The 23,140-nt window shown below is 72.9% G+C and carries 17 protein-coding genes; 8 read left to right on the top strand and 9 right to left on the bottom strand.

What is annotated here, in order from left to right:
• Positions 1-22 precede the first annotated feature (22 nt).
• The 5 genes from sucD to OHA37_RS14605 form a co-directional block, all read right to left on the bottom strand.
• Positions 23-913 (bottom strand): succinate--CoA ligase subunit alpha, encoded by an 891-nt coding sequence (gene sucD / locus OHA37_RS14585; RefSeq protein WP_250744076.1) that lies wholly within the window; start codon positions 911-913, stop codon positions 23-25.
• Between the two features lie 21 nt (positions 914-934).
• Positions 935-2,113, bottom strand: coding sequence for an ADP-forming succinate--CoA ligase subunit beta (sucC, locus tag OHA37_RS14590; protein WP_266905324.1), 1,179 nt, complete (start codon positions 2,111-2,113; stop codon positions 935-937).
• Positions 2,114-2,420: 307 nt separating this feature from the next.
• On the bottom strand, positions 2,421-3,530 hold the full coding sequence (locus tag OHA37_RS14595) for a VWA domain-containing protein (protein ID WP_266912796.1): 1,110 nt from the start codon (positions 3,528-3,530) through the stop codon (positions 2,421-2,423).
• A gap of 536 nt (positions 3,531-4,066) precedes the next feature.
• Positions 4,067-6,379, bottom strand: coding sequence for a DUF5682 family protein (locus OHA37_RS14600; protein ID WP_266905326.1), 2,313 nt, complete (start codon positions 6,377-6,379; stop codon positions 4,067-4,069).
• Complete coding sequence (locus OHA37_RS14605) at positions 6,376-7,482, bottom strand: ATP-binding protein (RefSeq protein ID WP_266905328.1); 1,107 nt, start codon at positions 7,480-7,482, stop codon at positions 6,376-6,378. Before OHA37_RS14605 ends, OHA37_RS14600 begins: the two co-directional genes overlap by 4 nt.
• Before the next feature lie 135 nt (positions 7,483-7,617).
• On the opposite strand from OHA37_RS14605, the gene OHA37_RS14610 reads away from it, so the two are divergent.
• Together OHA37_RS14610 and OHA37_RS14615 are read left to right on the top strand one after the other, a co-directional pair.
• On the top strand, positions 7,618-9,018 hold the full coding sequence (locus tag OHA37_RS14610) for an SWIM zinc finger family protein (RefSeq protein ID WP_266905330.1): 1,401 nt from the start codon (positions 7,618-7,620) through the stop codon (positions 9,016-9,018).
• A gap of 217 nt (positions 9,019-9,235) precedes the next feature.
• Positions 9,236-10,828: a DUF5691 domain-containing protein gene (locus OHA37_RS14615; RefSeq protein ID WP_443046163.1), complete on the top strand. Its 1,593-nt coding sequence runs from the start codon at positions 9,236-9,238 to the stop codon at positions 10,826-10,828.
• Positions 10,829-11,300: 472 nt separating this feature from the next.
• Here the strand turns inward: OHA37_RS14615 and OHA37_RS14620 are convergent, their stop codons facing one another.
• On the bottom strand, positions 11,301-11,708 hold the full coding sequence (locus OHA37_RS14620; RefSeq protein ID WP_266905332.1) for a cobalamin B12-binding domain-containing protein: 408 nt from the start codon (positions 11,706-11,708) through the stop codon (positions 11,301-11,303).
• 173 nt (positions 11,709-11,881) lie between these two features.
• On the opposite strand from OHA37_RS14620, the gene OHA37_RS14625 reads away from it, so the two are divergent.
• Positions 11,882-12,643, top strand: coding sequence for an esterase/lipase family protein (locus tag OHA37_RS14625; protein WP_266905334.1), 762 nt, complete (start codon positions 11,882-11,884; stop codon positions 12,641-12,643).
• Between the two features lie 135 nt (positions 12,644-12,778).
• A complete protein-coding gene (locus OHA37_RS14630) occupies positions 12,779-14,455 on the top strand; it encodes a M23 family metallopeptidase (protein ID WP_266905336.1) in 1,677 nt (558 codons plus the stop codon).
• A 93-nt stretch (positions 14,456-14,548) separates the two neighbouring features.
• Here OHA37_RS14630 and pcrA read toward each other — a convergent pair whose 3' ends face one another.
• On the bottom strand, positions 14,549-17,071 hold the full coding sequence (pcrA, locus tag OHA37_RS14635; protein ID WP_266905338.1) for a DNA helicase PcrA: 2,523 nt from the start codon (positions 17,069-17,071) through the stop codon (positions 14,549-14,551).
• 169 nt (positions 17,072-17,240) lie between these two features.
• On the opposite strand from pcrA, the gene OHA37_RS14640 reads away from it, so the two are divergent.
• From OHA37_RS14640 to OHA37_RS14655, 4 genes are all read left to right on the top strand, one after another.
• A complete protein-coding gene (locus OHA37_RS14640; protein ID WP_266905340.1) occupies positions 17,241-18,305 on the top strand; it encodes a C40 family peptidase in 1,065 nt (354 codons plus the stop codon).
• 336 nt (positions 18,306-18,641) lie between these two features.
• Complete coding sequence (locus OHA37_RS14645; protein WP_266905342.1) at positions 18,642-19,166, top strand: hypothetical protein; 525 nt, start codon at positions 18,642-18,644, stop codon at positions 19,164-19,166.
• 113 nt (positions 19,167-19,279) lie between these two features.
• Positions 19,280-19,939, top strand: coding sequence for a class F sortase (locus OHA37_RS14650; RefSeq protein ID WP_266905344.1), 660 nt, complete (start codon positions 19,280-19,282; stop codon positions 19,937-19,939).
• A gap of 138 nt (positions 19,940-20,077) precedes the next feature.
• Entirely contained in the window at positions 20,078-21,130 is a 1,053-nt protein-coding gene (locus OHA37_RS14655) for a C40 family peptidase (RefSeq protein ID WP_266905346.1), read from the top strand.
• Between the two features lie 22 nt (positions 21,131-21,152).
• On the opposite strand, the gene OHA37_RS14660 is transcribed toward OHA37_RS14655, so the two are convergent.
• Together OHA37_RS14660 and OHA37_RS14665 are read right to left on the bottom strand one after the other, a co-directional pair.
• Positions 21,153-21,848, bottom strand: a complete 696-nt coding sequence (locus OHA37_RS14660) for a LuxR C-terminal-related transcriptional regulator (protein ID WP_243333471.1) — start codon at positions 21,846-21,848, stop codon at positions 21,153-21,155.
• Positions 21,845-23,140 carry an ATP-binding protein gene (locus OHA37_RS14665; RefSeq protein ID WP_266905348.1) on the bottom strand — a complete coding sequence of 432 codons (1,296 nt, stop codon included), beginning with the start codon at positions 23,138-23,140 and terminating at the stop codon, positions 21,845-21,847. Before OHA37_RS14665 ends, OHA37_RS14660 begins: the two co-directional genes overlap by 4 nt.

Genomic DNA, 23,140 nt, shown 5'->3' on the forward strand with positions numbered 1-23,140 from the left:
GAAACCGGCTGAAGGCGGCTGCTTACTGAGCGGCGTTCAGGATCTCGCGCGCCAGCTTCGCGGTCTCGGTCGGCGTCTTGCCGACCTTGACGCCCGCGGCCTCCAGGGCTTCCTTCTTGGCCTGTGCGGTGCCGGAAGAGCCGGAGACGATCGCGCCGGCGTGACCCATGGTCTTGCCCTCGGGGGCGGTGAAGCCCGCGACGTAGCCGACGACCGGCTTGGTGACGTTCTTCGCGATGAAGTCCGCCGCACGCTCCTCGGCGTCGCCGCCGATCTCGCCGATCATGACGATCAGGTCGGTGTCGGGGTCCGCCTCGAACGCCTCCAGGGCGTCGATGTGCGTGGTGCCGATGACCGGGTCGCCACCGATGCCGACGGCGGAGGAGAAGCCGATGTCACGGAGCTCGTACATCATCTGGTAGGTCAGCGTGCCCGACTTGGACACGAGACCGATGCGGCCGGGCTTGGTGATGTCGCCCGGGATGATGCCGGCGTTGGACTGGCCGGGGGTGATCAGACCCGGGCAGTTCGGGCCGATGATCCGCGTCTTGTTGCCCTTGCTGGAGGCGTACGACCAGAAGGCGGCGGAGTCGTGCACCGCGATGCCCTCGGTGATGACGACGGCCAGCGGGATCTCGGCGTCGATCGCCTCGACGACCGCGGACTTCGCGAACGCCGGCGGGACGAAGAGGACGGAGACGTTGGCGCCCGTCTTCTCCATCGCCTCGGCGACGGAGCCGAAGACCGGGACCTCCGTGCCGTCGAAGTCGACGGTGGTGCCGGCCTTGCGCGGGTTCACGCCGCCGACGATGTTGGTGCCGTCAGCCAGCATCAGCTTGGTGTGCTTCATGCCCGTGGCACCGGTCATGCCCTGGACGATGACCTTGCTGTCCTTGTTGAGGAAGATAGCCATGTGAGTCTGTGACCTCTGCCCTTACTTCGCAGCCGCGAGCTCGGCGGCCTTGTCGGCCGCGCCGTCCATGGTGTCCACGCGCTGAACCAGCGGGTGGTTGGCGTCCGAGAGGATCTTGCGACCCAGCTCGGCGTTGTTGCCGTCGAGACGGACGACCAGCGGCTTGGTGACCGCCTCGCCCTTGTCCTCGAGCAGCTGCAGCGCCTGGACGATGCCGTTGGCGACCTCGTCACACGCGGTGATGCCACCGAAGACGTTGACGAAGACGGACTTGACGTCCGGGTCGCCGAGGATGATCTCGAGACCGTTGGCCATGACGGCGGCGGAGGCGCCACCGCCGATGTCCAGGAAGTTGGCGGGCTTGACGCCGCCGTGGTTCTCGCCGGCGTACGCGACGACGTCGAGGGTGCTCATGACGAGACCCGCGCCGTTGCCGATGATGCCGACCTCGCCGTCGAGCTTCACGTAGTTGAGGTTCTTCGCCTTGGCGGCGGCCTCGAGCGGGTTCGCGGCAGCGTGGTCCACGAACTCCTCGTGGCCCGGCTGGCGGAACTCGGCGTTCTCGTCGAGCGAGACCTTGCCGTCGAGCGCGATGACGTCGCCGTTGGCGACCTTCGCGAGCGGGTTGACCTCGACGAGGAGCGCGTCCTCGGCGATGAAGGTCGCCCACAGGGTCACGAGGACCTCGGCGACCTTCTCGGCGACCTCGGCCGGGAACTGCGCCAGCGCGACGATCTCGCGGGCCTTCTCGATGGTCACGCCCTCGTTGGCGTTCACCGGGACCTTGGCGAGCTTCTCCGGGGTCTCCTCGGCGACCTGCTCGATGTCCATGCCGCCCGCGACCGAGGCCATGGCCAGGAAGGTGCGGTTGGTGCGGTCGAGGAGGTACGAGACGTAGTACTCCTCCAGGATCTCCGGAGCCGTCTCGGCGATCATCACCTTGTGGACCGTGTGGCCCTTGATGTCCATCCCGAGGATGTCCGTCGCCCGGGCGACGGCCTCGTCCGGGGTGGCGGCGAGCTTGACGCCGCCTGCCTTGCCTCGGCCGCCGACCTTCACCTGCGCCTTGACGACCGACTTGCCGCCCAGCCGCTCGGTGGCCGCTCGCGCTGCCTCAGGCGTGTCGATCACTTCACCGGCCAGCACCGGTACACCGTGCTTGGCGAAGAGGTCCCTCGCCTGGTACTCGAACAGGTCCACGCGCGTCCGTCCCTTGTCTTCAAAGATTCGCAGTGATTCGCGGTTGTCTGCTATCTGCGTGGGCGTGCCGCGGAGGGCAACGTGACGGCGCTGTCACAAGGAAGGCGCACACGGTGACCGTGGACGCGGCATGTCCGTCCCGCAGGTTATCCCCGTGGGACGTAGGTCCCTAAATCGCAGATCACACCTGAGCGGTGATACCTGTCACAGATCGCCTCACGGTTGAACTGCATCTTCGTGTGATCTGCCGATGCCCGCCCGCCGCGAGGGCTCCCCTACGGGTCCCCGCGCGGCGGTGCCGGACGGCTCACGGGACGGGCAGGGGCCGCTTCTCCAGCGCCGCGGCCATCACCTCCGGGAACAGGTCGGGGGTGCAGGCGAAGGCCGGGGCGCCGAGTGCGGCGAGGGCGGCGGCGTGGTCCCGGTCGTAGGCGGGCGCGCCCTCGTCGGACAGCGCGAGCAGCGTCACGAACTCCACCCCCGACGCCTTCATCGCCGCGACCCGCTTCAGCATCTCGTCGCGTATGCCGCCCTCATAGAGATCGCTGATGAGGACGACGACGGTGTCGGCGGGGCGGGTGATCTTCGACTGGCAGTAGGCGAGCGCGCGGTTGATGTCGGTGCCCCCGCCGAGCTGGGTCCCGAAGAGCACGTCGACGGGATCGTCGAGCTGGTCGGTCAGGTCCACGACGGCGGTGTCGAAGACGACCAGCCGGGTCGCGATCGAACGCATCGAGGCCAGCACCGCCCCGAAGACGGAGGCGTACACGACGGAGGCCGCCATCGAACCGGACTGGTCGATGCACAGCACGACCTCCTTCTTCACCGCCCGCGCGGCCCGGCCGTACCCGATCAGCCGCTCGGGAACGACGGTCCGGTACTCGGGCAGATAGTTCTTCAGGTTCGCCCGGATGGTCCGGTCCCAGTCGATGTCCGCGTGCCGCGGCCGGCTGATCCGCGCGGACCGGTCGAGCGCGCCCGTCAGCGTGGCCCGCGTCCGGCTCGCGAGCCGCTTCTCCAGATCCTGGACCACCTTGCGGACGACGGCGCGCGCGGTCTCCCGGGTGGTCTCGGGCATGGCCTTGTTGAGCGAGAGCAGGGTGCCGACGAGGTGCACGTCCGGCTCCACCGCCTCCAGCATCTCGGGCTCCAGCAGCAGGGCGGACAGCCCGAGCCGCTGGATCGCGTCCCGCTGCATGACCTGCACCACGGAGGTGGGGAAGTACGTCCGGATGTCCCCGAGCCAGCGCGCCACGTTGGGCGCGGACCCCCCGAGCCCGGCCGACCGCTCGCCGGCCCGCTTGCGTCCCCCGCTGCCGTCACTCCCGTACAGGGCCCCCAACGCGGCATCCATCCCCGCGTCCGCCCCGCTCAGCGCCACCCCGGTCCCCTCCCCCTCTCCCCCACCGAGCACCATCCGCCACCGCCGCAACCGCTCCCCACCACTCACGTCCACACCGGCCACCTGTCCCACCCCTCACTCCCGAAGCCATCCGAAGCACCACCGACCACCACCACCCGCCCCGCCCGACCGGCGCCGCTCCCCGGCACGAAGTCCCCGCTGCGACCCCTACCGCCACGCGGGGGAAGCCCCGCTGCGCCCGTTGCCGCTGCGCGGGGCAAAGTCCCCTACCCGCCCTTCCACCGTTCCCCGGGCGCTGCCCGGAGCCGGAAAGACCCTGGGGCTCCGCCCCAGGCCCCGGTCCTCAAACGCCGGACGGCTGAGATGACCGACGCCGGCCCAAATCCAGCCCCTCCGGCGTTTGAGGAGCGGGGGTCCGGGGGCTGGCCCCCGGCAACGGCGCCGCACGCGGCAACGGGTCCGGGCGGAGCCCGGGGAACGGTGGAAGGGCGGGTCGGGGACTCCGCCCCGCGCAGCGGCCACCGCAACCCGCCCGCGCCGGGCCCGCGCCGGCCCCGGCCACCGCACCCCCGGCCCCGCCAGGGGCCCCCTCACCCCCGCGCCCCGGCCAGCAGCAGCTGGACCAGCTCCACCACCGCGTCGGCCCGGACAGGGTCCAGCTCCGGACCGAAGCCGGCCGGCGCCGCCCCGGATCCCCGCACGGAGCCGCCCGCCCCGCCCGGCCCCCGCCGCACCAACTCCCCCAGACTCCGCCGAACCCCCGACTCGTACCCGCCGAAGGTCCTCCGCAGCAGCGGCAGTACATCCACGAACGCCCGCTCCGGCACCGACACCAGCCAGCCGTCGATCAGCGCCAGCAGCCGCTCGTCGTGCACCAGCAGCGTCCCGCCGCCGGAGCCCCCGCCCGCGAACCCCTCGATCCAGCCCGCCGCGTCGGCCGGCGCGCACGCCGGGGACAGCGAGAGCCCCATCAGCCGCGCGGTCTCCTCGGGGGACAGCCGCCCGTCGTCGAGCAGCAGCCGCGCCGCCCGCCCGCGTATCAGCCCGGGGACGGTGTCCCGCCCGGCCAGCGTCCGCAGCACCGCCGCCCAGCGCTCCCGCAGGCCGTCCGTGTCCAGCGCCTCCAGCAGCCCGATCGCACCGTGTACGCCGTCCACGTGCCCCCGCAGCTCCTGGGCCGCGTCGGCGTCCAGCCCGGCCGCACAGGCGGGCGGCAGCGCCACGCATATCCGCTCCGCGAGCCCGGCCGCCACCGTCCCCAGTGCCGTCGCGTCGGTGCCGCGTACGTCCCCGTACCGCAGCGAACGGGCCAGCGCGGGCAGCGCCTTGGCCAGGCCCGCCACATCGGTGTCCAGCGCGGCCCGGTCGGCGAGGGCCCGCAGTACGGCGGGCAGTGCCCCGGAGAGCCCGGCCAGCAGGCACCGCTCCGCCAGGGCGGTGACCTCGCCCAGCTCCCCGGCGCCCGCCGCGTCGGCCTCGGCCCTGGCGGTGGCCGCCCCCAGGACGGTGGTCCCCCAGATGCCGGCTTCGGCCACCCGCACCGCGAGCTCCGGCTCCCAGCGCAGGCGCCAGGTCTCGCGGAAGGTGCCCGTGCTCCCGCGGGAGGCCGACGGAACACCCCAGTCGATGCCGAGCAGCCGCAGCCGGTGCAGCAGCAGGGACTTGGCCGCGTCGGTGTCCTTGCGCAGGTCGAGCTCCAGCTCCCGGTCCTGCGCCTCGGGCTTGAGCCGCAGCGAGCGCTGCTGCCGGGTGAGGTCGCGCTGGAGCGGTACGACGGGCGCCGCGTCGGGGACTTCACCGAGCACGTCCCCGACGACGAGCCGGTCCTCGATCAGCGCGAGCGGTATGTCGGAGCCGTCGCACATCACCGCCCGGACCGCTTCCAGGGTCTCGGTCAGCCCCGGCACCGGCCGGCCCCGCATCGCGGCCAGGGTGTCGGCGAGCCGGACGGCCTCGATGACGTGGGCCGGGGACACCTGCCGGTCCTCCTCGCGCAGCAGGCCCGCGACCTTGGTCAGCCAGCGCTCGACGGGCCGGTCCCGGGCCGCGAAGAGGTGCGCGTACCAGCCGGGCGAGGTGATGCCCGCGCCGTACCCTCCGGCCCGGGCGAGGCGCCGGTGGGTCCAGGGCACCCAGGTGGTCTCCACCTTGACCTTGGGCAGCCCGGCCAGGAGCGCCTTGTCCGCGGCCGCGGTGGTCTTCGCCCGCAGGGCCGGGACGTGCCAGGCCCCGCAGACGACGGCGTAGTCGTCTGCGAACTCCCGGCGCGCCGCCCGCATCCGCTGCCGCATGTACGCCTCGCGCACCAGGTCCCGGTGGTGGCCGCCCGCCCCGTACTCCTCGCGCAGGGCGCCCATGGCCTCCCCGAGCGCCTCGAACACGCCCAGCGGGTCGGCGGCCGGTCCGGCCCCGCCGCGGTGCTCGACCACGTCCTCCCACCACCGCTCGGGGTCCTCGTACCCGGCGGTCTCGGCCAGCACGGCCAGCGGGTCCAGCCGTACGGATCCGGGCGCCGCTCCGTCCGCCTCGCCCTCCTGGTCCCCCGCCCCCTCCCCCACGGCCAGCGAGTGCGCGGCCGGCAGGTCGATGAACCGGACCGGCACCTCCCGCTCCTGCGCCCACCGGATGGCGGCCCATTCCGGGGAGAAGCCGGCCAGCGGCCAGAACGCGGCCCGCCCCGGATCGTCGGCCGCGTGGGCGAGCAGGGCGACGGGCGGCCGCATCCCGGGGTCCGCGGCGAGCGGGAGCAGGGCGTCCCCCTCCGGCGGCCCCTCGATCAGCACCGCCGCCGGCCGCGCCGCGTCCAGGGCCGCGCGCACCGCACGGGCCGAGCCGGGACCGTGGTGCCGTACGCCGAGCAGCAGCGGGCCGGTGGCGCCCTTGCCGGCCGTCCCCGGGCTCATGCCGTCACCTCCCGGCAGGCCCGGTAGAAGTCCTTCCAGCCGTCGCGCTCGCGGACCACGGCCTCCAGGTACTCCTGCCAGACGACCTGGTCGGCTGCCGGGTCCCGGACGACGGCCCCGAGGATCCCCGCGGCCACGTCGGAGGGGCGCAGGACGCCGTCCCCGAAGTGCGCGGCAAGGGCGAGGCCACCCGTGACCACCGAGATGGCCTCGGCGGTGGACAGGGTGCCGCTGGGCGACTTGATCTTCGTACGCCCGTCGTCGGTGACTCCGCCGCGCAGCTCGCGGAAGACGGTGACGACGCGGCGGATCTCCTCCAGGCCCTCCGGGGCGGCGGGCAGGTCCAGGGCGCGGCCCATCTGGTCGACGCGGCGGGCGACGATGTCGACCTCGGCGTCGGCGGTGGCGGGCAGCGGCAGGACGACGGTGTTGAAGCGCCTGCGCAGCGCGCTGGAGAGCTCGTTGACCCCGCGGTCGCGGTCGTTGGCGGTGGCGATGAGGTTGAAGCCGCGCACGGCCTGCACCTCCTGGCCGAGCTCCGGTATCGGGAGCGTCTTCTCGGACAGGACGGTGATGAGGGTGTCCTGGACGTCGGCGGGGATCCGGGTGAGCTCCTCGACGCGGGCGGTCATGCCCTCGGCCATGGCCCGCATGACCGGGCTCGGTACGAGCGCTTCGCGGCTCGGGCCGTCGGCGAGGAGGCGGGCGTAGTTCCAGCCGTAGCGGATGGCCTCCTCCGGGGTGCCGGCGGTGCCCTGGACGAGGAGGGTGGAGTCTCCGCTGACGGCGGCGGCGAGGTGCTCGGACACCCAGGTCTTGGCGGTGCCGGGCACGCCGAGGAGCAGCAGCGCGCGGTCGGTGGCGAGGGTGGTGACGGCGACTTCGACGATCCGGCGCGGGCCGACGTACTTGGGTGTGATGACGGTGCCGTCATCGAGCGTGCCGCCCTGCAGGTACGTCGCCACGGCCCACGGGGAGAGTTTCCAGCGGGCCGGGCGGGGCCTGTCGTCGGCGGCCGCCAGGGCTTTCAGTTCGTGTGCGAAGGCGTCTTCGGCGTGCGGTCGCAGCGCCTCTGCGGTGGTCTCGTTCCCGGTCGTGGCCATGGTCCCCCTCCAATGCTCCGCAGCCGCTCGACGACTGCTGGAACCACGATGCACCCGACCACTGACAACGACCCCCGGGAGATGCGTCGTTGCAGGTCAGGGCGATTGTCAGTGGGGGTCTCTACGGTGGAACACATGACTGAGCAGGGGGTCCGCTGGACAGCGGAACAGGTACTGGCTCTGGCTCCTGACGATGCCTCACGCAAGGCGGGGGCCAGACTCGGCGGGGCGGGGCCGTGGTCACAGACCGGAGGTTCCGCTTCCGGTGCGGTGTGGGGGTTGTGCAAGGGCAGCGGCAGCAAGCCGTACCGGACGGTCGTCGACCTGTCCGGGCCGGCGTACAAGTGCTCTTGCCCGAGCCGGAAGTTCCCGTGCAAGCACGCGCTGGGCCTGCTGCTGCTCTGGGCCGCGGAGGGGCTCGACGCCCCGGCCGGCACCTCGGCCGCGGCTCCGGACTGGGCGGGCGAGTGGCTCGCGGAGCGGGCGGCGAAGGCCGCGCGCCCCGCCGCCGAGCGCTCCGGCCGGGCAGTGCCGGCCGACGCCGAAGGGGCGCGCAAGCGGGCCGAGCGGCGGGCGGCCCGGATCGGCACGGGCGTCACCGAGCTGGAACAGCGGCTCGCGGACCTGGTGCGCGGCGGCCTCGCCGGTCAGGAACAGGCGGGCTATGCGGCCTGGGAGGAGACCGCCGCCCGGATGGTCGACGCCCAGGCACCAGGACTGGCGGCGCGGGTGCGGGAGTTGGGGACGATACCCAGTTGCGGCACCGGCTGGCCCGCCCGGATGCTGGAGGAGGCCGCGCTGCTGCACCTGCTGGACCGGGCCTGGCTCGGCGTTTCCGCACTGCCGGATCCGCTGGCCGCGACGGTCCGCAGCCGTCTGGGACTGCAGCCCCAGACGGACGGCGAGGCCGTACGGGACCACTGGCTCGTGCTGGCCCAGTACGACACGGCGTCACCGGACGGCCGTCTCACCACCCGCCGGATATGGCTGCGCGGGCTGGCGAGCGGGCGGCCGGCCCTGGTCCTGGACTTCGGCCCGCCCGGGCGACCGCCGGGGCTGGCCTTGCCCGTCGGGCTGGTGCTGGAGGCGGAAGCCCGCTTCCGGCCCGGCTCCGCGGGGCTGCGCGCGGATCTCGGGGAGAGCTTCGCGCCGGCCGCGCCGTGCCGGACCGTACCGACCGGCGTGAGCACGGGCGCGGCACTGGAGGCGTACGGCGCGGCACTGCGCGAGGACCCCTGGCTGGAGTCCTGGCCGGTGGTGCTCGGGCCGGTGGTTCCGATACCGGGGGGACAACAGGGAGGACGACAGGGAGAGCAACAGGGCGCGACGGCATGGCAATTGGCGGACGCGGAGGGGACGTCCGCCCTGCCCGTGCCCCTGACCGGGGCCGGGAGCCGGCCCGCGGCCGGGCTGTGGCAGCTGGCCGCACTTTCGGGGGGCGGCCCGCTGACGGTGTTCGGCGAATGCGGACACCGCGGATTCACCCCGCTGACGGCCTGGCAGCCGGACTCCTCGGAGCCGGTGGCGCTGGGCTGAGCGGGCGCAGGGGGAAAGCGGCGGCGCGGGGGCGCCGACGTATTCGAAACGAGTGAGCCGGGGGGCTTTCGTGGACGACAACCACGCCAGTTGAGGCCGTAGGTACGGCCGTGTGCGGCACAGGGAAACACACCGAGCTGCTCCGGTCCCGCGGAGGGGGCGGGACCGGAGCACGACACCCGCACACGGCACACGAGGGAAAGAGGGAGGGCAACCGGTGACCACGACCAGAACGACGGCCGGCACGACGGCCGCGGCGACGGACACGGCCTACGAGGACGAGACCTGGGACGAGCTGGTGGGAGCCGCACTGCTGGGCACCGAGCGTCGCCGGGGCAGTCCCGAGGCCCTGCTCGGGGCCGCGGCCGTGCAGACGGTACGGCGCCGGGCCGGGCTGAGACCCGCCGAGGCGGGTCCGCGGCCCGAGCCCGCTCCGCGCGACCCGCGTCCGGAACCACCGGAGCCGGCCCGGCGGCGGCTCGCGCAGCTCCTGGCGGGCCGTGCCGGTGCGGGCAGCGGCAGCGGGCGGCGGGGGGCCGCCCCGGACCTGACGGAGCTGCTGCCGCAGTGGCTGGCCGCCGCCGGGCAGCACGGGTACCGGGCGCCGGCCTCGCTCGTGCCCGCACTGCTGGACGTCGCGCGGGCCCGCAGCGACCTCCGGCCGCAGGCGCTGGCCCTGGCCGGGACGCGCGGCCTGTGGCTCGCCCGGCTCAATCCGGACTGGAGGTTCGCACTGCGCGGGGGATCCGGAGGCGCCGGCGAACTGCCCGACCCCCACGACGCGGTGGGGGTGGAACGGCTGTGGCAGGAAGGACTGTTCGCGGAGCGGGTCGCGCTGCTCGGCCTCGTACGGGCCCACGAGGCGGCCGCCGGGCCGCGGCTGCTGGAGACCACGTGGAACACCGAGCGGGCCGAGGACCGGTTGATGTTCCTCGACTCCTTGCGGGTGGGGCTGTCGGCGGATGACGAGCCGTTCCTGGAGGCGGCACTGGGCGACCGCAGCCGCAACGTCCGGGCTACCGCCGCCGAGCTGCTGTCCGCACTGCCGACCTCGGCGCTGGCCGGGCGGATGGCGCAGCGGGCACTGGCCTGCGTCGGCCCGGAAGGGGTGACGCCACCGACCGACTGCGATGCGGGGATGCTGCGCGACGGCGTGGTCAAGCGGCCGCCGGCCGGGCGCGGGGAGCGGGCCTGGTGGCTGGGGCAGTTGGTGGAGTCCGCGCCGCTGTCGTGCTGGCGGGACCGGTTCGGGGGCCTCGGCCCGGCGGAAATCGTGGCGCTGCCGGTGGCCGAGGGCTGGGCGGAGGAACTGCACGCCGCCTGGTGCCGGGCCGCGGTGCGGCAGGGCGACGCCGCGTGGTCCCATGCCCTGCTCGGCTCGGCGTCCGCACCACCCGCGGCGGGCCCGGCGACGGCGTCGCTGGCGGAGCGGGCGAAGCTCCTGTCGACCCTCGGGGAAGAAGAACGGGCGGCGTGGGTAGCCGAGTTCATACGAGCACACGGCCTATCGGAGGCGTTCCAACTGCTCGGGGTGTGCGTGGTGCCGTGGGCGGGGGCGCTGGGGCGGGCTGTGATCGAGGCACTGGACTCCGCGCGGGAGGCGGGCGGCTACCCGTGGAGCTTCAGCGGGGTGATGGGACTGGCGGAGCGGTGCCTTGATCCTGCGGAGGCGGGGCGGCTCGATGCGTTGGCGGCGGAGCCGGTGGAGGAGGGGGGCGCGGCGGCGTACTGGTCGGAAGCCTTCCAACGCCTGGTCGCCACCCTGCGACTGCGCTCGGCCCTCCACACGGAACTAACCCCACCAACCTAACCGCCGCCCCATCCCGGGCGCCTGCCCCGTCCCGGGTGGGTGCCCTGCGGGGCGAAGTCCCCTACCCGCCCTTCCACCGTTCCCAGGGCCGGCCCTGACCCGGTCCTCAAACGCCGGACGGGCTGAAAGAAAAGGGCCCCGGGCTGCGCCCGGCCCCCTGGGGCTCCGCCCCAGACCCCGCGCCTCAAACGCCGGCGAGGCTGAATTCGGCGGCCCGGGTCGGGGACGGGGGCGGGGTGGGGTGTCGGCCTGGACGTAGAGCGTGATTTGTGGCGCAGGTAGAGCCCGCACCCTGTCGGAGTAGAGCAGGGGGCGCCTAAATCATGCAGTCCAGGCCGACACCCCACCCCGCCCCCGGCACCGGCCCCCATCCGCAGCCGGGCCGGACCCAGGCAAACCCCAGCCCCGCCGGCGCTTGAGGCGCAGGGGCCCGGGGACCGGTCCCCGGCAACGGCGCCGCACGGCAGCAGCGCTACACCGGCTGGCGAACGTGCGCGCGGACCCAGTCCACGATCGCCGTGGTAGTCGCGCCCGGAGTAAAGATCTCGGCCACACCCTTCTCCTTCAGCGGAGCAATGTCCGCCTCCGGGATGATGCCGCCACCGAACACCTTGATGTCCTCCGCATCGCGCTCCGCGAGGAGCTCCAGCACGCGCGCGAACAGCGTGTTGTGCGCGCCCGACAGGATCGACAGACCGATCGCGTCGGCGTCCTCCTGGATCGCCGTGTCGACGATCTGTTCGGGGGTCTGGTGGAGGCCCGTGTAGATGACCTCCATGCCCGCGTCCCGCAGGGCCCGCGCGATCACCTTGGCGCCTCGGTCGTGGCCGTCGAGGCCCGGCTTGGCCACCACCACACGGATCGGACCGGTCACACCCATCGCACTGCCTCCCGAGTGAACGAACGTTAAGTACAGCATCGCGCACACCCCCGTTTCGCGGTCAACCACGAGGGGGAAATCACACGTGGGATGGCGTACCACCGCTCCGCGCCGACAGCCGCACGGCACGGGGCGGTCGGACGCCCCGGTCCCAAGACGCTAGGGGGGCCGTCATGGGGCTGACCATGTCCGGGGCCGCGCTGCGGGCGGGCGTACTGGAAGTCATCGTGCTCGGCGGGCACATCCTGCTGTATCCCACCGGGGTACTGCCGGACCGACCCGCCGCCGCCACCCACGAGCGCCCGCCGGTGCTACTGCTCCACGGGTTCACCGACAACCGTTCCGTCTTCGTCCTGCTGCGCCGCGCCCTCGGGGCCGGCGGCCGACGGCAGGTGGAGGCGTACAACTACTCCCCCTTCACCCGCGACCTGCGCTCCACCGCCCGGCATCTCGCCCGGCGCGTCGAGGAGCTGTGCGAGCGCACGGGGCAGGACCGGGTGGACCTGGTGGGGCACAGCCTCGGCGGGCTGGTCGGGCGGTACTACGTCCAGCGCCTCGGCGGCGACGCCCGCGTCCGCACGCTCGTCACGCTCGGCACCCCGCATTCCGGCACCCGCGTGGCGCCCTTCATGGACGCGCACCCCTTGGTCCGGCAGATGCGCCCGGGTTCCGAGGTGCTCGCCGAACTGCGCGCGCCCGCGCCCGGCTGCCGCACCCGATGCGTTGCGTTCTGGAGCGAGTTCGACGAGCTGATGGACCCGACCGAGACGGCCCGCATCGAGCACCCGGACCTGCTCGTGGAAAACGTGCAGGTCACCGGTATCGGGCATCTCGCCCTGCCCGCGCACCCCACCGTCATCGCGGCGGTCCGGCGCTCGCTCGACGGCCCTAGGCCGATAGCCCTCCGGCACCCCGGCGCCGCATCCGTAGCCTGACCACCCACCCCACTCCGGCCTCGGCTCCGACCTCGACTCCCGCTTCGACCATGGGAGCGAAATCCGACCCCCCACTCGAACACGTTTCGAACTCAAGGCCAAGGGTCGGTCTTCGGGCGACCGAAAGGAAGCCGAATGCCCGGTTCCGCCGAGCACAAAAGCCTCCGAAGATTGTCGTTGCGTGTAACCGCCGGGTACAGTCACGCCACTGCTCTCCTCCGAGGACCCCACATTCCTCGGCCACCCAGGCCCCCCGCTGCCGAGGCGAAAGAGAAGTTGGTGAACGACCGCCCCTTGTCGGGCCAGTACCCCGATTTCGGGTATGACGGCCTTTCCACCACCACTTTCGCTGGCGATTCGGCCTATGCGCCCTATGAATCGCAGGGTCAGGGCTACAACTACGGCGCCACCTACGGTTCTTACGACACCGGTTCGTACGACACCACGGCTTGGGCCGCCCCCCAGAACGGCTACGCGCAGCCGTCCGTCGACGGATACACCCACTACGACGGCTACCTCTCGACCGTGCCCACCCAGGCCGGCGTCTCCCTGGACTACCAGTCCGCCCCCTTCGGCTACGAGACCCCCGCCGAACAGACCGGCCACTGGTCGGTCCCGGGCTACGGGACCGAGACCGGCGCCTACGACGCCACCGCCTGGAACACGGCCTCCGAGCAGACCTACGGGTACGGCGGTTACGACCAGCAGCAGCAACAAGTCCCGGAGCCGGCGCACGAGCAGGCCCAGGTTCACGAGCAGCAGTACGCCTACGACTACGGCTACGAGGTCTACGCCGCCTCCTCACCCGAGGCCGAAGCCCCCGTCGCCGTCGCGGCCGACGTGACCTACACCGACACCGCCGTCTTCGATTTCATCCCCACCGATGCCGCGGACCTGGATGCGGACGCGGCAGACGGCGCGCTCGCCGCAGTGCACGACCTGCCCACCCAGGCCATGCCCGTCACCCCGGCCGCGCCCGCCGAGCCGCGCCCCTCGCGCCGCGCCGGCTCCAAGCCCGCCTCGAAGCCCGTCGCCAAGGCGAGCACAGCCAAGGCCGGCGGCAGCGGCAACAACCGCCGCCGTACTCCGGCCAAGCGTTCCGCGCTGCTGACCGTGGCCGTTCCCTCGGCCTGCGTGATGGGCGTCGCGGGTGTCGCCGCCGCCTCCGTGGGCGGTCTCACCGGTACGGAGAAGCCGTCCGAGGAGACCACCACGATGGCCGCGCCCGACCCGGCCTCCATCAAGCCGGTCGCGGCGAACAGCAAGCTCGACACGCAGCTCACCGCCCTCAGCGCCGACGCCGGCGACTTCGCGGACCGCGCGAGCCGCACCCAGGAACGCATCGACCTGCGCCTGCGCCAGGACGAGGAGAAGAAGCAGAAGGCGGAGGAGGCGGCGGCCAAGGAAGCGGCCCGCCCCAAGTTCGCGCTCCCCGTCGCACGGCACGGCCTCAGCGCCGGCTTCGGCCAGGCGGGCGTCAACTGGATGTCCGTGCACACAGGCATCGACTTCCCGGTGGGCTACGGGACTTCGGTCATGGCCGCCACCGACGGAACCGTGCGCAGCCAGTTCAACAGCGCCTACGGCAACATGGTGATACTGACCGCGCCCGACGGTACCGAGACCTGGTACTGCCACCTCAGCAGCGCCAAGATCCGGTCCGGCAAGGTCAAGGCCGGCGACGTGATCGCGTACTCCGGTGACACCGGCAACTCCACCGGCCCGCACCTGCACTTCGAAGTGCGGCCGGGCGGCGGTTCTCCGGTCGACCCCCAGGCCTGGCTGCGCGCCAAGGGCCTGAACCCGAACTAGGACCGGGCCCCGGCCGGGGCCCGACGCGGAACGGCCCGCCCCCGAGGGGGCGGGCCGTTCCGCGTCCCGCAGGACCGCTTCGCGTTACGCGCGTCAGAGCTTCTGCACCGGCGCGTACCGCAGCAGGAGCCGCTTCGGCTTCTCGTCCCCGAAGTCGATGGTGGCCTGCGCGTCCGCGCCCGCTCCCCTGACCTCCATGACCGTGCCCAGCCCGAACTGGTCGTGCGTGACCCGGTCCCCGACCACCAGCGCGATGACCGGCTTGTCGGAGGCCCGCCGCGTGGCGAACCCCGACGGGCCCGACTTCGTACGCGACGAGGACAGGAAGGCCTCCGGCGAGGTGCCGAAGGAGGCCTTCGACCCGCCCGAGCCCGAAGCCCCGTACCCGGAGGTCCGCATCGGGCCCGCCGGCTTCTGCGCCGCGCCCGTCCGCTTCCACTGCAGGTACTCGGCCGGGATCTCTTCCAGGAACCGCGACGGCGGGTTGTAGGAGGGGGTGCCCCATGCGCTGCGCATGCTCGACCGGGTCAGGTACAGCCGCTCGCGCGCCCGCGTGATGCCCACGTAGGCGAGGCGGCGCTCCTCCTCCAGCTCCTTGGTCTGGCCCAGCGCGCGCATGTGCGGGAAGACCCCGTCCTCCATGCCGGTCAGGAAGACCACCGGGAACTCGAGGCCCTTGGCGGTGTGCAGGGTCATCAGGGTGATGACCCCGTTGCCGTCGGTGTCCTCGTCCGGGATCTGGTCGGAGTCGGCGACCAGCGCGACCTGCTCCAGGAACTCCGCGAGCGTGCCGGGGCCCACGGGCGGGGCGCCGTTCTCCGCGGCCTCGGCGGCCGCCGCTTCCCTGGCCTGCTCGAATTCGAGTGCCACGGCGGCGAGTTCCTGGAGGTTCTCGATGCGCGTCTCGTCCTGCGGGTCGGTCGAGGCCTGGAGTTCGGCGAGGTAGCCCGTACGCTCCAGGACCGCCTCCAGGACCACCGCAGGGCCGGCGCCCGAGTCGACGATCGTACGGAGCTCCTCCATCAGCACGTTGAAGCGCTTGACGGCGTTGGTCGAGCGGGCGGCCATGCCGAAGGCTTCGTCGACCCGGCGCAGCGCCTGCGGGAAGGTGATCTTCTCGCGCATGGAGAGCGCGTCGATCATCGCCTCGGCGCGCTCGCCGATCCCGCGCTTGGGCACGTTCAGGATCCGGCGGAGCGGGACGTTGTCCTCGGGATTCGACAGGACGCGCAGGTACGCGAGGACGTCGCGGACCTCCTTGCGCTCGTAGAACCGGACGCCGCCGACGACCTTGTAGGGCAGTCCGACGCGGATGAAGATCTCCTCGAACACGCGGGACTGCGCGTTGGTCCGGTAGAAGATCGCGACGTCGCCGGCCTTCGCGTCGCCCGCGTCCGTCAGCCGGTCGATCTCGTCGGCGATGAACTGCGCCTCGTCGTGCTCGGTGTCCGCGACGTAGCCGGTGATGACGGCGCCGTTGCCCGCCTCGGTCCACAGGTTCTTCGCGCGACGGTTCTCGTTGCGCTCGATGACCGCGTTGGCGGCGGACAGGATCGTCTGCGTGGAGCGGTAGTTCTGCTCCAGCAGGATCGTGGTCGCGTCCGCGTAGTCCTCTTCGAACTGGAGGATGTTGCGGATGGTCGCGCCGCGGAAGGCGTAGATCGACTGGTCGGCATCGCCCACGACGCACAGCTCGGCGGGCGGCAGGTCCGGGTAGCCGGTGCCGACCAGCTCGCGCACGAGCGTGTACTGGGCGTGGTTGGTGTCCTGGTACTCGTCGACCAGCACGTGCCGGAAGCGGCGCCGGTAGTGCTCCGCGACGTCCGGGAAGGCCTGGAGCAGGTGGACCGTGGTCATGATGATGTCGTCGAAGTCGAGCGCGTTGGCCTCGCCGAGCCGCCCCTGGTACATCGCGTACGCCTGGGCGAGGGTCTTCTCGAACCCGTCGGCGGCCTGCCCGGCGAAGGCGTCCGCGTCGATGAGCTCGTTCTTCAGGTTCGAGATCTTGGCGCTGAAGGCCTTCGGCGGGAACTTCTTCGGGTCCAGGTCCAGATCGCGGCAGACGAGCGCCATCAGGCGCTTCGAGTCGGACGCGTCGTAGATCGAGAAGGACGAGGTGAAACCGAGCCGCTTGGACTCGCGGCGCAGGATGCGCACGCACGCGCTGTGGAAGGTGGAGACCCACATGGCGTTCGCGCGCGGGCCGACCAGGCCCTCGACGCGCTCCTTCATCTCACCGGCGGCCTTGTTGGTGAAGGTGATCGCCAGGATCTGGCCCGGGTGGACCCCGCGCGCGCCCAGCAGGTGGCCGATGCGGTGCGTCAGCACGCGCGTCTTGCCGGAGCCGGCACCGGCCACGATGAGCAGCGGGGAGCCCGCGTGCACCACGGCGGCGCGCTGCTCCGTGTTCAACCCCTCCAGGAGCGCCGCCGGGTCGATGACGGGCCTGGGGGCTCCGTCCCGGTAGTACGCGTCCCCGCTGATGGGCGCGTCGAACCGGCCCCCGAAGAGATCGTCCGCGCCCGTCTCCGGGGCGGCGTGGTCTTCGGGCGGCGGGGGGACCTCTTCGGAGGGGGAGAGGTCGGCCAGGAAGCTGTCGTCAAAGAGGCTGCTCATCGCCTTCCGAGTTTAGAGGGCGGGACCGACAGCCGGTCCCGCCCCCGGAAAATCGCGGTCCCGCCCCCGAAGAATGCGGCGGCATATGCCCTGCGGACCCCTCCCGCCCCCTTCCGGGGCGCCCCCTCCGCCGCTAGCGTGCTCCGCCAACCGGAAGGAGGTGCCGGCCGTGAACGAGTACGGATTCCCCTCGTCCCACCCTTCCCCCCACCACCGCAAGCCGCGCACCCGAAGACATCCGCACGCCCCCGCCGCGGTCGTCACGACCGCGGCCCTGTCCTCCTTGGGCCTGCTCCTGCCCCACCAGGCCGCGGCGGCTCCGGCGCCCCGCCCCTCGGTGGAGGAGGTACGGACCCGCGTGGACGAGCTGCACCGGCAGGCGGGCACGGCCACCCAGGCCTACGACGCGGCGGCCGGGCGGACCGAGGCGCAGCGGGCCCTGCTGTCGGCGCTCATGGACCAGATCGCCGGCACCACGCAGAAGCTGAACGAGGCCCGGCGGCTGCTCGGCAGCTACGCCGCCGACCGGTACCGCGGCGCCGGCGGCCTCGGCGGGACCGCGACCCTGCTGCTCAGCGACGATCCGCAGGCCTTCTTCACGCAGACGCACCTGCTGAACCGGCTCGGCGGCCGCGAGGACGCGCTGCTCAACCGGTACATCCGGGCCAGGGCGGAGACGGCCGGCCAACGCCGGGAGGCGGCCGTGGTGGTCGGGGAACTGGAGCGGGCGCAGGAGGAGCTGCGCGGGCGCAAGCAGGAGGTGCAGGCCCGGCTCGCGGAGGCGAACACCCTGCTGGCGCGGCTCACCGCGCCGGAGCGGGCCCGGGCCCTGGCCCCCCGGGCCCCGGCCGCCTCGGGACCGCTGCCCTCGGACGCCGCGGCGTCGGCGTCGGGTGCCAGGGCGGTCGCCTTCGCCCGGGCCCAGCTGGGGAAACCGTACGTCTGGGGCGCGACCGGCCCGCGGTCGTACGACTGCTCCGGCCTGACCCAGGCCGCCTGGCGGGCCGCGGGGATCACGCTGCCGCGGACCACTTGGGACCAGGTGAAGGCGGCCCCGCGGATCGCGACCAAGGATCTGCGCCCGGGGGACCTGGTCTTCTTCTACTCGGACATCAGCCACGTCGGGATCTACATCGGCGGCGGCCGCATGATCCACGCCCCGCGGCCGGGGACGTCCGTCCGCGAGGACTCGGTCTACTACCAGCCGATCTACGGGAGCGTCCGGCCGGGGTGAACGCGCCTGCGGCCGCGCAGGCTCCGACCCGTCGGCGGCCACGGATCCGTCCGCCGGCGTCCGCCGGCGTCCGCCGGCCTTCATTGGCACGCCGCCCCCTCGGCGTGTCCGTCACTCAGCGCCACCATGCGGCGGGCCGTCCGGCGTGCCGCTCACCGTCCGTATCAGAGGAGTTGGCGGAGCGCCCGCCAACTCACTCTCTCCGTTGGTCCGTTCGTGCTGTTCGATTCGCAGGTTCCACCAACCGGGCCTAGCGTCTAGCACATCGAGGAGCATTTCCTGCCTTTTGCGGACAAATTGTTCGCGGCTGCGCCTCGGGGACCCGGAGGATTCACCATGCGCTCCATACGTGTCGCGTCCGTAGCCCTGCTGTCCACCGCGGCCTTCGCGATCGCCGCGCCGATCGCCTCGGCCAACGACGGCGGGACCACGCCCAACGTCACGTCGTTCGGATTCACCGTCTCCCCTTCCACCGTCGCCCCGGGCGGCACCGTCACGCTGAACGCCACCGGGTGCCAGGAACCGCTGGTGAAGGTCTCCTCCGGCATCTTCGACGCGGTCGAGCTCAACGAGGGCAAGCCCGCCACCGCCAAGGTGGACCCGGACGCCAAGCCGGGTGCCCAGTACGAGGTCACCTTCGACTGCAAGGGCGAGAAGGGCACGACCACCCTCACGGTCGCGGGCCACTCGACCGGTACCGGCACCGGTACGACCACTCCTTCCAAGGGCGTCAAGGCCGGCCTCGGCGGCGGCGCCGCCGGGCTGAACGGCACCGAGATCGCGGCCGGTTCCGCGCTGCTGGCCGGTGCGCTCGGCGGTGGCGTGTTCCTGATGCGCCGCCGGGCGGGCGACAACGCCTGACCGCCCTCCCCCTGACCGCCGGGCCCGTCCGACCCGCCCCTGGCGACCGGACGGGCCCGGTCCAGTACCGGCGGCCCCACGAGAACCCCAAGACCACGGAAGGAGCGCGCATCATGCCCCGCCCCCAGGAGCGTACGAAGCCTCGCGGCGGCTGGGGCGTCGTTGCCGTGGTCGCCCTCAGCGGCGCGTTTCTCCTCACCAACGGACTCGAACTGAACGGCGGTCCGCCGCAGCCCGCGCAGGCCGCCACGCTGGTCAGCGACCCGGCCCACGACGAGGCCGCCCGCCGCCTCCCGCCGGCCCCGCGGCCGCTGAAGCCCTCCCCGCCGACCCGGATCCGGATTCCGGCCGTACAGGTCGACGCCCCCGTCACCCGGGTCGGACTCGACCCCGAGGGATGGGTCGACGCCCCGCCGCCGGAGGACCGGAACCTGGCCGGCTGGTACGAGGGCTCCCCCGCCCCGGGCACGCAGGGCACGACGGTGATCGACGGCCATGTGGACAACAAGCAGGGTCCGGCCGTCTTCTACACGCTCGGCTCGCTGGGGCGGGGGCAGCACATCGAGGTGGACCGACAGGACGGCCGTACCGCCGTGTTCACGGTGTACGGCAACGAGGTCGTCGGCAAGAACGCCTTCCCGGCGGCGCGGGTCTACGGCCCCAAGGGCGCCCCTGAACTCCGTGTGATCACCTGCGGCGGGGGCTTCTCGAAGAAGGGGGGCTACGACGGCAACGTGGTCGTCTTCGCCCGCCTGACGGAGATCCGCGGATAACGGAAGGTCATCGGCAGACCCCCGACCAGACAGGTCCGGTCGCGTCCGGCCACTTTCGATCATCTCGTCATCTTCCCGTTACCTTCGGGTCTAGCGTCCCTCCTCCAAGCACCGATGGAGGAAGGACGTGAGGCCCTCGTGGCCAGTCATCGAAAGCCCAGGCAGCGCCCGCTCACCGGCGGCACGGCACGGAGCTCCGTACGCACCACCGCCGCCACCCTCGCCCTCGCGGGCGCTGCCACCGCCACCGCGTTCGAAGGCACGTCCCACGCCGATCCGCAGCCGACGCCCTCGCAGGTCAAGGCGGAGATGGACCGGCTCTACGAGGAGGCCGAGGCCGCGTCGGACCGGTACAACGGGGCGAAGGAGAAGGCCGACGAGGCGCAGCGCGCGCTCGACGGTCTGCGGGACGAGACCGCACGCAAGACCGACCGGCTCAACACGGCCCGCAGCGCGCTCGGTTCGCTGGCCGCGACGCAGTACCGCAGCGGCACGCTGGGCACCGCCGTACGGCTGGCGATGTCCGACGATCCGCAGGAGTACCTGGACCGGGCCGCCCTCATCACCCGCGCCGGGAACCGCAACGCGGCCGACATCTCCGCCGTGCGGCGGGGGCTCGACGAGGTCGGCAAGCTCAGGGACCGGGCCACCGGGCGCCTCGCCGACCTGCGGGTCCGCCAGCGCGAACTCGCCGCCCACAAGGCCGAGATCGAGGAGAAGCTGACCGCGGCGCAGCGGCTGCTGGCCAAGCTGACGGCCGAGGAGCGGGCGGCCTACGAGGCCCGCTCGGCCGGCCCCGCCCCGAGCGGCCCCGCCACCCGGACTCCGCCGCCCTCCGACGGCTCCCGCGCGGCCCGCGCGGTGGCGTTCGCGTACGGGGCGATCGGCAAGCCGTACGTGTGGGGAGCGACGGGACCGGGCTCGTACGACTGCTCCGGCCTGACCCAGGCGGCCTGGCGGGCGGCCGGGGTGTCGCTGCCGCGCACCACCTACACGCAGATCAACGCGGGACAGCGGGTCTCCCGCGATGCGCTGGCCCCCGGCGACCTGGTGTTCTTCTACTCCGGCGTCACGCACGTCGGCATGTACATCGGCAACGGCCAGATGATCCACGCCCCGCGCCCCGGCTCCACGGTCCGCCTCGCGCCGATCGATTCGATGCCCTGGGCCGGAGCCTCCCGGCCCGCCTGAGGGGGGCCGGGACGGCCGGGGCTCAGATAAGCCGGCGGGCCGTCGCCCAGCGGGTCAGCTCGTGGCGGTTGGAGAGCTGGAGCTTGCGCAGCACCGCCGAGACGTGGGATTCCACCGTCTTGACCGAGATGAACAGCTGCTTGGCGATCTCCTTGTACGCGTACCCGCGCGCGATCAGCCGCAGCACCTCGCGCTCGCGCTGGGTGAGGCGGTCCAGGTCCTCGTCGACCGGCGGGGCGTCCGTCGAGGCGAAGGCGTCGAGCACGAAGCCCGCGAGGCGCGGCGAGAACACCGCGTCCCCGTCCTGGACGCGGAAGACCGAGTCCACCAGGTCGGTGCCGGTGATCGTCTTGGTGACATAGCCGCGGGCACCGCCCCGGATGACCCCGATGACGTCCTCGGCGGCGTCCGACACCGACAGGGCCAGGAACCGCACGGGGTCCTCGACGGCGCCCATCAGCGGGGCGCAGCGGCGCAGTACCTCGACGCCGCCGCCACCGGGCAGGTGCACGTCGAGGAGCACCACTTCGGGTCGGGTGGCGGTGATGACGGTGACGGCCTGGTCCACGTCGGCGGCTTCGCCGACGACCTCGACCCCGGTCCGCTCGGTCTCGCCGATCTCGGCCTGTACCCCGGTGCGGAACATCCGGTGGTCGTCGACGAGCACCACCCGGACCCTCCTGGTCACGCCGCCGGTGCTCGCGCTGTCCTCGGTCATGCTGCCTTCGCCGCCCTCTCCATCTCCAGCTCGACTTCCGTGCCGCCGTCGGGCGCGGACCGCAGTCGGGCGGTCCCGCCGTTGCGCTGCATCCGGCCGATGATCGATTCTCGTACGCCCATCCGGTCGTCCGGTACCGCGTCGATGTCGAAGCCGGGTCCGCGGTCGCGTACGGACACGAACACCGTCTGGCCCTCCACCTCGGCGTACACCTGGACGGGGCCGCCGTCGCCACCGTACTTGGCGGCATTGACCATCGCCTCGCGCGCGGCCTGCATCTGTGCGGCCAGCTTCTCGTCGAGGGGGCAGTCGCCGACGACGACCACCTCGATCTGGACCCCGTGGTGGTCCTCGACCTCGGCGGCGGTCTTCTTCACGGCGTCGGCCAGTGTCGTGGGTTCCTGGCCCTCGTCCTTGCCGGTGCCCTCGGGCTTGTACAGCCAGTTGCGCAGCTCCCGCTCCTGGGCGCGGGCGAGGCGGCGCACCTCGCCGACGTCCTCGGCGTTGCGCTGGATCAGGGTGAGGGTGTGCAGCACGGAGTCGTGGACGTGGGCGGCCACCTCGGCGCGCTCCTGGGCGCGGATGCGCATCAGGCGCTCCTCGGAGAGGTCCTGGGTCATCCGGATCAGCCAGGGGCCGGCGAGGAGGGCTACGCCGACGAGGACGGCGAGGGTGGCGGTCAGTACGTTGCCCAGCTGGGCGGCGGAGCCGCGGACCACGATGAAGACGGTCAGGCCCACGCCGACCAGGGCCACGCCCGCGAGGGCGCGGGCGGCCTGCAGCAGCCGGGCGTACCGGCCGGCGGCGGCGTTCCAGTGGGCGCGGCGGGCGTTGTCGGCCTGGCGCCAGACCAGGACCACGCCGGCGCCGACGAGCAGGGTCGGCCACACGTACCGTCCGGAGCTGCCGCCGACCTGGACCTGGGAGATGAAGATGCCCGCGCCGACGCACAGCGCGATCAGCGCGATGATCTGGCCCCGCTCGGGCTTGCGCAGCCGCCGGGTGCCGTCGGGGAGGATGTCGAAGTAGGAGCGGTGGCCGCTGCGGCCGCCGACGCCGAGCGGTACGAAGACCCAGAACGCGGCATAGAGCAGCACGCCGAGGCCGTCGCCCCACATGAACAGGCCGAGGAAGGTGAGCCGGACCCAGACGACGGGCAGGCCCAGGTGCCCGGCGAGGCCGCGCGCGACTCCGCCGAGCATCCGGCCGTCGGCGCTGCGGTAGAGCTTGCGCTGCGGCGTTTCGTCGGAGTCCGGTGCGTACGGCGGGCGTGGGGCGGCTGCTACGGGCAT

Origin of the sequence: Streptomyces sp. NBC_00335 (genome assembly GCF_036127095.1) — a bacterium.
Taxonomy (GTDB): Bacteria; Actinomycetota; Actinomycetes; order Streptomycetales; family Streptomycetaceae; genus Streptomyces.